Origin of the sequence: Xenorhabdus yunnanensis (assembly GCF_028598805.1) — a bacterium.
In the GTDB taxonomy this organism is placed as follows: Bacteria; Pseudomonadota; Gammaproteobacteria; order Enterobacterales; family Enterobacteriaceae; genus Xenorhabdus; species Xenorhabdus yunnanensis.
In genome coordinates this window covers 1-728 of sequence record NZ_JAQRFI010000199.1, presented here as the reverse complement: position 1 = coordinate 728, position 728 = coordinate 1, and the positions used below count along the sequence as shown (strand labels likewise).

1 protein-coding gene and 1 pseudogene are annotated in these 728 nt (G+C 54.0%); both read right to left on the bottom strand.

Going from position 1 to position 728, the window contains the following annotated elements:
* A pseudogene (locus PSI23_RS21745) lies at positions 1-226 on the bottom strand (hypothetical protein); the annotation flags it as partial.
* 122 nt (positions 227-348) lie between these two features.
* A partial coding sequence (locus PSI23_RS21740; protein ID WP_273557015.1) for an antirestriction protein occupies positions 349-728 on the bottom strand: 380 nt, incomplete at its 5' end.

Genomic DNA, 728 nt, shown 5'->3' with positions numbered 1-728 from the left:
GAGTAGCAGACATTTCCGGTACCGGCCAGTCACCCAAAAGATGGATCACTTTCAGCCGCTGTACCGCTTCGGTGACAGAGTCGGTTTCACACACGGTCAGGGTTTCCTCCCGCAGCGATTGAGGCCGTTGGGGATGCTGCATCAGGCCGGTGACCTGTACGGTAAAAATATCTTCCTGCGAAGCCGGTGTCGTGCTCTCCGGCGCAGGTAAAAAAATCGGGTTCATGGTGTTGCTCTCCTTGATTTGACGTCAATAAAAGACAACACCCGCCCGATAACGGGAAGGTGTTGTCGGCTCCCCGGTCAGGCGCTTAAGAAAAGGGTTAACAGCCTCATCGACTGATAACGTCAGTGGTGATTATTGTTGTTATGAGTGAGTGACGAACTGATAACGTCCTCTTTAGGCTGCAACGCCAGTACCGCACGTATCAGCCCAGTTTCCGGGTGGTGCAGCGCGTATTCCCGCAGTTCGCAGAACCGGAACGCATCCGCATTCGGTTCATCCAGCCCGGCGATACGGGCAAACACAATCGCGGTAACAGCCAGACCGAAAGCATCCGCAGAAAGCGTGGCAGTCAATGTCGTCTCCGGCAGATAAACCGAATAGGTTTTTGCCACTGTGGGTATCATATACGTCAGTGATTCAGACACGTTCCGGCTGCTCCACTGCGCAGGACGATATTCACCACACAACTCTGTGAGGCAGTATTCGCCAGCAGGAAACCCAG